Raw genomic sequence first — 9,624 nt, forward strand, 5'->3', positions numbered from 1 at the left:
CAGCGAAACGACGGATCCTCGCAACGTAAAATCATGCAGTTAGGCCTCATGAGAAAAGTGTACACCTGAGATGACAAGCATTTTCAACCAAAACTGGCATGGAAAAACAGCATGATTACCTATTATTCAACAAAGCCGTCGGGAGAACGAAAGCGCCGGGCAAAACGGGTCAGGATGCGTGGCAGTGACAACCTAGCCTGTTCCGGTGCGCGCCCGGCGATTTCATGTTTCGAGAAGCGTGAAGCTGATGGTATAGTAATTCAATAAAAGTGAAATATTATTTTATTTATTTCTTGAAGGCAGTCATGCTGTTACACCTTTTCAGTTTCGTTCGTAACGAATGTTACTAGAATGGCGCAATACGTATGCTGTGCCTACCCGCATCCCGTTGGGAAATAGGCCATAACAATGAATAGGAAGGAGTGACCATGAAACGCTACTTTATTGATGATGAAACACCGTGGGAAGAACTGTGCGGCGGTATTAAACGCAAAATCATGACCTGGACAGACAACCTGATGATGGTGTTAGTGCATTTTTATAAAGGCGCTATCGGCACGCCGCATAAGCACGATATCCACGATCAGATCGCATACGTTGCTGCGGGCAGCTTTGAAGTGGTGATTGAAGGAGAAAAACACATTCTGAAAGCGGGAGATGCCTATCTGGCCGTTAAGAATGAAATGCACGGTGTGGTGTCATTGGAAGATGGCAGCATCCTGATTGATACCTTCAATCCTAAACGCGCCGATTTCCTCTAAGCGCTGCCGCTTGTAACGCGTGGTAAACCGGCCAGACACTTGGCCGGTTTATGCGCGTTGTCAGTTCCGTCAGTTTCCCGTCAAATATTCCAACGTTAACGCGTGCAGTGAATTCAACTTTTTGTCAGCCAGTACCCAACGCGGATCCTGAGCATACGCATTGTTTGGTACCACGATGGAGCGCATACGCGCGGCTTTGGTGGCAATCATGCCGTTGACTGAATCTTCCAGTGTGACGCAGCGTAGCGGTGAAATATCCAGCGCCTGCGCCGCGTTTAAATAGACCTGTGGTGTGAGGTTTACTGAAAGGCAGTGATTCCGCAGAGGCCAGCGTATCGAAATAGTGTGTCAGGCTAAAGGTGTGCAATACGTGTTGCAACATAAACAGTGGAGAGGCGGATGTCAGTCCAATGCGAAAACCCTGTTCACGACACAACTGTAAGGCGTGCTCTACGCCGGGTAAAAGCGGGCGGCTTTCATCCACCAGTTCAAGGGTGCGGGCGATAATATGCTTGACAACTTCACTGCGGGTGGGGGGTTTCCAGGGTGCATGCTGATACTACAGGTCAACCACCAGATCGATACGCAAGCCTAACAAGTCGGCACGAGGCGTGTTGGCTACAGACATTTACGTCTCCTGTCAGGTAAAAAGAGGCCATTTGGCTGAGTTGGCCGCTTCCGGGCCGTTCATTTCAGCGGTGTTACTGGCATGCTACCACAGTTTTCAGTGTCATGGGACGTTGTGTAAGGGACCTGCACTGCCTATCAACGGTAATTATGGTTATAATGCAATAGGATATGCCAGCATATTCTGTTTCGGCGTTGCCAGCCCACCGCCTTGGCGTTGATCGCGCCAGGTGAAGGCTATTTTATCGCGTCATTTATAAGGGGAAATCATGACGTACCAACAGGCGGGTCTTATTGCAATTATAAAACGCATTGCAGGATGGATCCTTTTTATCCCGGCTCTGCTATCAACCTGCATTTCGCTGGCGAACTATGTCTATCAATATGTGCAAAAAAAGCAGGGCATTGATGCGGTACTTCTGGATTTCCTGCATCTGATGATCGACATGACGCGTTTTAACACGCCGTTTCTTAACCTTTTTTGGTACAACTCGCCGATGCCGGATTTCTCCCGGCCCTTAGCCGCGGCCAGTATCATGTTCTGGATTATCTATCTGCTGATTTTTGTTGGATTGGCGCTGCAAGTGAGCGGCGCACGCATGTCACGGCAGGCGCGGGCGGTGCGTGAGGGCATTGAGGATCAGGTAATTCTGGATAAAATGAAAGGGAGTGAGGGACTAACCCGTGAAGAACTGGCGTCACGAGCAGAAGTGCCACACCACACCATTTTTCTGCAATATTTCCCGCTTTATATTATGCCGATCATTACCGCCGTTGCCGGTTATCTGGTTTTGCGCCTGCTGGGTGTTCCGGTGTGACAACCGTTGCCACCCTTTCGCCATGATGCGCAAGGGCGGCGTTATTCACGGGGTCAACTGCCGCTCAATAGCGTGTTGCGCCGCAATAATGTGCTACCCGCCAAACGGATTTTCCCGATTGAGCAGATAATAGATTTGGTAGAGCGGCTGGCGTTCGATAAAGCCTTTATCCAGCGGCCAGACGTTTTGATAACTGTCATAGATTTGCGGCGGCAGTGAGGGGCTGAGAGGTAACATCGCAAAATCACACTCTCTGTCTCCCCAATAGCTGGCAGGATCGAACAGGAAACTGCCGTCGTGATAACTGGCGCAGTTATCCGGCCAAAGGTCGCCGTGCAGCAGCGAGGGTTGCGGTTGATGTCCGGCGAGTCGCGATTCCACCTGCATAATCAAAGAATCAATATCACCGAAGTACATCCCTTTTTCGGCAGCCAACTGTAACTGCCAGCCAATGCGCTGTTCGGCAAAGAACGTGGCACAACGCCGCTGCCAGCTATTAGGCTGTGGCGTGGTTGAGAGGTCATTGTCAAAATCCAAACCAAACTGAGGCTGATCGCTCCACTGATATAGATGTGCCAGTTGCTCACCGAGGCACTAGGCACTGCGAGCATCCAGCGGTTTGGGGGCGAGGTATTCCATCAGCAGAAAGCTGTGGTCCCGCGAACTGCCAACGCCATACACAGCAGGAACACGCACGGTACGACTGCGTGCCAGCAGCGCAAGCTGATCGGCTTCAGCGGTGAATTTGGGCAACATCTCACGGATATCTCTCTTTACGAAAACACCATCCCCGTATTTGACCTGCCAGACGGTGTGCATCTCGCCAGCTTCACACGCCTAGTACTTGAAGATATCAGCGGTTCCAAGATGTTCATCCAATAGCTTGCCAATTGCTTGCCACATAGCGCAACCCCCGTTGATGATGTTACGTAGAGATTGTTACCTTAGCGTATTCCTTATCAGTAAACCTGAAGCCGTCGCACAGCATGGGCAATCGCCGCTGTGTCTGAAACCCAGAGCAGTATAGCCTGAATCTTCAGCAGCGGGCTAAAAAACGCGCTATCGTCTCAAGACAACGCAGTCTGCGCGGTACGCTGACGTCGGGTACGAACCTGATGAATGGTCAAGGCCAGAGCGAAGAACAGCGCCTGCACCAACACAATACAGGGCCCCGTGGCACCATCTAGATAAAAACTGATCAGCGTACCGGTAACGCAGGAAAACACCGACATGCAGGTGGCGACGATCATCATACCATCGAAGGTTTTACATACCATAAACGCGACGATACCGGGGGCGATAAGCATGGCGATGACCAAAATTACCCCAACGGCTTGCAGCGAGGCCACGATCGTCATCGCCAGCAGGCAAAGCAGGCCGTAGTGGAGCCATTTGACTGGCAGGCCAACCACGCGGGCATGGTGCGGATCAAAGCAATACAGCATCAGGTCACGGCGCTTGAGCATGACAATCACCAGCGTAACACCGGCAATCAGCAGGATTTGCGTCAACTCCTGTGCGGTGATCCCCAACACATTACCAAAAAGAATATGCGATAGATGTTGGTCGGTATCTACCCGAGCAAACATAACCAGCCCGAGGGCGAACATGCCAGAGAAAACGATACCCATCACGGTATCTTCTTTGACACGGCTATGCTCTTTCAGATAACCGGTGGCAAGCGCGCACAGCACGCCAGAAGCAAATGCGCCCACCGCAAAGGGAATATCGAGCAAAAATGCCACAACAATGCCGGGCAGTACTGCATGGGAGATGGCATCTCCCATTAAGGACCAGCCTTTAAGCACCAGATAGCAAGAGAGCACCGCACACACGACACCCGTGACGACGGCGGCCAGCAGTGCACGTTGCATGAACGGATATTCAAGCGGCTCCAGAATCCAATCAAACAGCAGGATCATGACAGAATCTCCTTCTGTTGCACGGTGGCGCGCGCCGTGTTGCCAGCAAGCCATGTTTCGGGGCAAACAGAAACGCCAGCAGGAAAATCAGCGTTTGCAACGTGACAATCACTCCGCCCGTTGCGCCATCAAGATAAAAACTGAGATAGGCGCCTAACGCGCTGCTGATGGCACCGAGTACAATGGCAATAATAATTAGTCTGCCAAAACGGTCGGTTAACAGGTAAGCGGTAGCCCCCGGCGTGATCACCATAGCAATCACCAAAATGGCGCCTACGGTTTGCAGCGCTGCGACAGTGCAGGCGCTGAGCAGGGTAAAAAACAGGATTTTGAGTTTCAATGGCGATAAACCGATGGAACGGGCGTGGTTCTCATCAAAAAACACCGCCAACAGATCTTTCCACAGCAGGAACACGATGATGAAAGTGATGCCGATGATAATTTCGACCTGAAGCACGTCATCATCGGCAATGCCGAGTATATTGCCAAAAATAATCGACTGTACATTAACCGAGGTGGGGTTAAGGGAGATGATGAGCAACCCGGCGGCAAAAAAAGTGGAAAAGATAAAGCCAATAATGGCATCTTCGCGCAAACGTGTGATGTGACGGATGAGCGTCATTGCCAAGGCGGCCAGCATTCCGGTAAAAAAAGCGCCTGCTGCATAGGGCAATCCCAGTGCGTAGGCTCCCGCGACGCCGGGCACCACTGAGTGGGAGAGGGCATCGCCCATCAGTGACCAGCCTTTGAGCATCAGGTAAGCGGAAAGAAAGGCACAGACACCGCCTACGATGGCACTCACCCAAATCGCCTTCATCATGTAGTTGTAATGGAACGGTTGCAACAAAAGTTCAAACATCTACGTTAGTTATCCTCTGGCCGGGAGCGGAATGCAGGTGTGTCGCTGGGGGTTGAACCATAGAAGACGGCAGGGCGTTCGTCATCGGTCAATACTGTGACGGTTCTGGCATCGTCGTCGTCATGCAGGTGCTCGCCACCGAGATTAATATGGCGCAGTACGCCGCCAAAGGTTTTCTCCAGATTACTCTGAGTGAAGGTGGTCGCAGTGGGGCCGGTAGCCAGCACGGTGCGGTTGACCAGAATCACACTGTCGCAAAATTCAGGTACGCTGCCGAGGTTGTGGGTTGCTACCAAAATCAAATGCCCCTCGTCGCGCAAGGTGCGCAGCAGATCGATAATGGCGTTTTCGGTTTTCACATCAACGCCGGTAAAGGGTTCATCCAACAGGAGCACACACCCTTTTTGCGCCAGCGCCCGCGCTAGGAAAACCCGCTTTTTTTGACCGCCGGAGAGTTCACAGATTTGACGTTGACTCAGCGCACTCATGCCGACACGGGCCATGGCATCGTTTATCACGTCACGATCTTGCTGGCGCGGGATGCGCAAAAAATTCATTTTGCCGTAGCGCCCCATCATCACCACATCGGAAACCAGCACGGGAAAATTCCAGTCAACCTCTTCCGTTTGCGGCACATAGGCGATGAGATTTTTTTTCAACGCCTCACTGATAGCTTCACCGTTAAGACGGACCTGGCCTGAAGAGGGTTTCACCAGCCCCATGATGCTTTTGAATAGGGTGGATTTACCGCTGCCGTTGACCCCGACCAGAGCGCAGATTGTGCCACCGCCCAGTGAAAATGACGCGTTTCGAATCGCCTGGTGGCCATTGCTGTACGTCACAGAAACATCGTTGACGGTGAGGGCTAATTCTGGTGTACGACTCATTGATTAAATCCTTCGGCGATGGTGTTCACCGTGGTTTGCAGCAGATCCAGGTAGGTGGGAACCGGACCCTTTTCATTAGACAATGAGTCAACATACAACACGCCGCCATATTTCGCGCCGGTTTCTTTACTGACCTGCTTAGCCGGTTTATCAGAAATAGTGCTTTCACTAAACACCACCGGGACGTGTTTTTCACGCACGGTATCGATCACGCGGCGTACCTGCTGGGGAGAACCCTGCTCATCAGCATTGATAGGCCACAGATAAACTTCGTTGAATTGATAATCGGTGGTGAGGTAACTAAAGGCCCCTTCGCTGGTGACGAGCCACCGCTGCGCTTCTGGAATCCTTGCCAAACGTTCACGCAGGGGGGCATCCAGTGCGGTGATTTTTTCCGCATAGGCTTTAGCATTACGGTTATAGATCTCTGCGCTATCCGGATCGTATTGCACCAGCCCCTTACGAATGTTCTCGACATAAATTAAGGCGTTGCTGGGGGACATCCAGGCATGTGGGTTCGGGTTGCCGTTATAGGCCCCTTCACGGATAGGCAGTGGTGTTATCCCTTCCGTCACCGTAACCGCAGGGACATCTTTAATATTTTCAAAGAAGCGACTAAACCAGCGCTCCAGATTCAAACCGTTCCACAAGATAAGATCAGCGGATTGCGCCTTAACGATATCCCGTGGTGTGGGTTGGTAGTCATGGATCTCTGCGCCCGGCTTGGTAATCGACTCAACGATAGCCGCCTCTCCCGCGATGTTCTGCGCGATATCCTGAATAATGGTAAAGGTGGTTACCACCTTGAGTTTGTCTTTGGCATTCGCTGGTGAAGCGAGAGTGAATGCGGCGAAGAGCGCCAGAGGCAGGGTAAGATTTACAATTCGAGAAGGGGTGAAGGCCTGAAAGAAACGCATATACATATCCTTACAAGTAGCGATGGCTAATCATTAGATGAAAATAATTCTCAATCGCATTTAAGTCAAGCGTCTCTTGCGATAACTGTGACGCTGATACCCTGTGCTTATCCACTGCCGTGTGCTTTTAAGCGATCCTTGCATATCCTGAATGTTGCCTTGTTGTAACATCGTGATTATGATTAACAAATCTTACTTAACGTAACGAATGAAGTCTAACTGTTGCTGCTGTGTTTGTGGTGTTTTTTCGTTGGACGCTAAATGCCCTCTGACAGCACAACATGTATAAAAAAAATTGTTGATCGGCCGATATACCAAAAAGTATGCAATGGAAGTATGCGATGTTGGGAGGGTATTCGCAATGGGAGCAAAATCAGAAAGGCGCTGGAAGATGGCCAGCATCATTCTCTTGGTCGTACTGGCGTTATTAGTTGGCGTAATGGTTCAAGGGTATTAATGAATCCTGGCGGGAGTAACCTGTGTGCATAGGATGCATTTTCCTCCCGGTAGCATAATAATAAGAAATCACTCCTTTTATTTTCTTATCGTAAATAATTTATAAATTTATAACATTTTGCTATGGTAAACGCGCCTTAACGGTAGCAAGGATTCCTAGCGAGTTACATTTTACGGGTTAATAAATAAAACCATGGATATTCAGTTGCTTATGCACAACCTATTTGTGATGCCAATTGCGTGTTTTGTGCTGCTGTTTCAGGGGATGAAGCCTTATTTTGTGCGGCACCTCTGCGACTGAAGAAAAATGGCTTGCCATCGTTTTCAGAGTGTGTAATAACGCATCTGGGTGAAACGAGGTACAGTTCTGTATATGAGCGGCATTTTCAGTAAGGAAGTTAATGATACAACCGTTAGCGTTGCGCACTACTTCTCTGCCGATCCTTATCTTGGTGCCTCAAAGCAGTAACGACTTTGGTTTGTCTGTATAACGCCTTTGGGCGGTTTAAACAATTAAAGGAAATGTGTAAAATGGCAAAGATTAAAGGTCAGGTTAAGTGGTTCAATGAGTCCAAAGGTTTTGGTTTCATTACGCCTGCTGACGGCAGCAAAGACGTGTTTGTTCACTTCTCTGCAATTCAAGGTACCGGTTTTAAAACGCTGGCCGAAGGCCAGAGCGTAGAGTTCGAAATTCAAGACGGCCAGAAAGGTCCTTCTGCTGTTAACGTAACCGCACTGTAATTACCGTTTCCGGTGCAAAACCCGCCATGGTGCGGGTTTTTTGTTGTCTGCCTTTCTCATTGCCGCCTATCTGCACGTGTTTTTATCGCTCTGTAGGAAAATATGTCCATGTTTTATCAATGCCCGCTCTGTCATCAACCGTTACAGGCTAACGATCGCCAATGGTCATGCGGCACGCATCATTTCGATCGCGCCAGAGAAGGCTACGTCAATCTTCTTCCTGTACAATTTAAGCGCTCCAAAATGCCCGGTGACAATGCAGAGATGATGTGTGCCCGCCGTCTTTTTCTGGATGCAGGTCATTATCAGCCGTTACAGGCTGCACTACTGCAACATATACATCGCGCGCTCGCACCGCAGGCGCAGGCACTGCTGGATATTGGCTGTGGTGAAGGGTATTACACCGGGGCATTGGCGGAGGCATTACCGGCAGTTCAGATTTTCGGCCTGGATATCTCTAAGGCCGCTATTCAACGGGCCGCAAAACGCTATACGGCGGTTGAATTTTGTGTTGCCTCAAGCCGACGTTTACCGTTCGGGGATGCGACGCTGGATGGAATACTGAAAATTTATGCCCCTTGTGATGGGGAAGAGTTGGCGAGAACCGTAAAACCGCAAGGGGGGGCTATCACCGTTTCTCCCGGTCCGCGTCATTTGTATCAGCTTAAGGCCCAAGTCTATGATGCTGTCATGCTGCACCCGATAAAAGCAGAGGTGCTGCCGGGTTTTACGTTGCAAGCAGAGTACACGCTAGCGTATGAAATGTCCTTAGGCGGTGATGAGGTAGCGGCATTGTTGCAAATGACGCCCTTTGCCTGGCGTGCGTCGCAAGCGGCTAAACAGCAACTGTTGGATACCGAGCGCTTTGCATGTGAGACGGATTTCATTATCCGCTTTCATCAGAGAGATGTTGAGTAGTATTAAAAAAGGGAGTGCAGGCTCCATTTTTATTAACGTGTGCTAATCAGGCAACGCTGAACAGGTGTTCGTAGAGAATATTGCTGCCAATACCAATCAACACCACAACGCCAAAGATTTCAGCTTTTTCCCCCATCAATGGACCGATGTAGCGGCCAATCATCATACCCAATGTCACCATAATCAGGTCGTTTATTCAATGAGTTGATGTAGCATCAAACGTAGTACTCGCGTTCGATGTAAGTACCGATGATCCTATCTTGCATTTCGGATGATTTTGAATATCCGAGCGTCTTGCGATTGAGCCGTTGCAATCGGTTACTCAGTGTCAGATGTGTACGCTCAATACGCTGTATATACAGCTTGCTAACAATGTGTTTTACTTTTGGAAGTTCGTCGTTGTAAGCCCTGTAGCCATCCGTGTTTGCATGACTGACGACGGTAATGCTGATGGCCACTTTTGCCATAAACGTGTTTTTTCACAGGAGATGTCTGTTCACAAAACGGGCATCTTACATCAACTTTAGCAAAAGTATTCCACAGGCTTTGTTAAATAAATAGAACTTTTGGGTAATCACCGGAGCAGATCACCACAGTTGTTTCAAAATCAGGTCTCCATGGCAAAACAAAATTTTAAAATCACCAACTGGCCCTCTTATAACAAGGCCCTCAAGCAGCGCGGTTCTCTAACCGTATGGCTAGATGAATCAGCCATTGC

The 9,624-nt window shown here is 49.8% G+C and carries 8 protein-coding genes and 6 pseudogenes; 6 read left to right on the top strand and 8 right to left on the bottom strand.

Annotation, left to right across the window (positions count from 1 at the left end; all coding sequences use genetic code 11):
• Positions 1-428 precede the first annotated feature (428 nt).
• Positions 429-761, top strand: a complete 333-nt coding sequence (locus QZ506_RS03145) for a cupin domain-containing protein (RefSeq protein WP_291969008.1) — start codon at positions 429-431, stop codon at positions 759-761.
• Positions 762-830: 69 nt separating this feature from the next.
• On the opposite strand, the pseudogene hxpB reads toward QZ506_RS03145, so the two are convergent.
• Positions 831-1,362: pseudogene (gene hxpB, locus QZ506_RS03150) on the bottom strand (hexitol phosphatase HxpB); the annotation flags it as partial.
• 295 nt (positions 1,363-1,657) lie between these two features.
• Here hxpB and QZ506_RS03155 point away from each other — a divergent pair.
• Positions 1,658-2,206 carry a YniB family protein gene (locus QZ506_RS03155; protein ID WP_291969010.1) on the top strand — a complete coding sequence of 183 codons (549 nt, stop codon included), beginning with the start codon at positions 1,658-1,660 and terminating at the stop codon, positions 2,204-2,206.
• Between the two features lie 93 nt (positions 2,207-2,299).
• On the opposite strand, the pseudogene QZ506_RS03160 reads toward QZ506_RS03155, so the two are convergent.
• From QZ506_RS03160 to QZ506_RS03180, 5 genes and pseudogenes are all read right to left on the bottom strand, one after another.
• A pseudogene (locus tag QZ506_RS03160) lies at positions 2,300-3,109 on the bottom strand (fructosamine kinase family protein).
• Between the two features lie 164 nt (positions 3,110-3,273).
• Positions 3,274-4,128 carry a metal ABC transporter permease gene (locus tag QZ506_RS03165; protein WP_291969012.1) on the bottom strand — a complete coding sequence of 285 codons (855 nt, stop codon included), beginning with the start codon at positions 4,126-4,128 and terminating at the stop codon, positions 3,274-3,276.
• The gene (locus QZ506_RS03170; protein ID WP_291969014.1) at positions 4,112-4,987 is read right to left on the bottom strand and encodes a metal ABC transporter permease; all 876 of its coding nucleotides are present in this window, start codon (positions 4,985-4,987) and stop codon (positions 4,112-4,114) included. The genes QZ506_RS03165 and QZ506_RS03170 overlap by 17 nt, the downstream gene beginning before the upstream one ends.
• Positions 4,988-4,992: 5 nt before the next feature.
• Positions 4,993-5,874 carry a manganese/iron ABC transporter ATP-binding protein gene (locus QZ506_RS03175; protein ID WP_291969016.1) on the bottom strand — a complete coding sequence of 294 codons (882 nt, stop codon included), beginning with the start codon at positions 5,872-5,874 and terminating at the stop codon, positions 4,993-4,995.
• On the bottom strand, positions 5,871-6,791 hold the full coding sequence (locus tag QZ506_RS03180; protein ID WP_291969018.1) for a metal ABC transporter substrate-binding protein: 921 nt from the start codon (positions 6,789-6,791) through the stop codon (positions 5,871-5,873). Before QZ506_RS03180 ends, QZ506_RS03175 begins: the two co-directional genes overlap by 4 nt.
• Positions 6,792-7,620: 829 nt before the next feature.
• Between QZ506_RS03180 and QZ506_RS03185 the strand changes: the two are divergent.
• From QZ506_RS03185 to rlmA, 3 genes and pseudogenes are all read left to right on the top strand, one after another.
• Positions 7,621-7,738 (top strand): annotated as a pseudogene (locus QZ506_RS03185) (DUF2627 domain-containing protein).
• 40 nt (positions 7,739-7,778) lie between these two features.
• Complete coding sequence (cspE, locus tag QZ506_RS03190; protein WP_196907015.1) at positions 7,779-7,988, top strand: transcription antiterminator/RNA stability regulator CspE; 210 nt, start codon at positions 7,779-7,781, stop codon at positions 7,986-7,988.
• Positions 7,989-8,096: 108 nt separating this feature from the next.
• A complete protein-coding gene (rlmA, locus tag QZ506_RS03195) occupies positions 8,097-8,906 on the top strand; it encodes a 23S rRNA (guanine(745)-N(1))-methyltransferase (protein WP_291969022.1) in 810 nt (269 codons plus the stop codon).
• 46 nt (positions 8,907-8,952) lie between these two features.
• Here the strand turns inward: rlmA and QZ506_RS03200 are convergent.
• Positions 8,953-9,093 (bottom strand): annotated as a pseudogene (locus QZ506_RS03200) (manganese efflux pump); the annotation flags it as partial.
• A 28-nt stretch (positions 9,094-9,121) separates the two neighbouring features.
• A pseudogene (locus QZ506_RS03205) lies at positions 9,122-9,389 on the bottom strand (IS1 family transposase).
• Between the two features lie 134 nt (positions 9,390-9,523).
• On the opposite strand from QZ506_RS03205, the pseudogene QZ506_RS03210 reads away from it, so the two are divergent.
• Positions 9,524-9,624 (top strand): annotated as a pseudogene (locus tag QZ506_RS03210) (IS5/IS1182 family transposase); the annotation flags it as partial.

Origin of the sequence: Candidatus Symbiopectobacterium sp., assembly GCF_020054415.1 — a bacterium.
In the GTDB taxonomy this organism is placed as follows: domain Bacteria; phylum Pseudomonadota; class Gammaproteobacteria; order Enterobacterales; family Enterobacteriaceae; genus Symbiopectobacterium.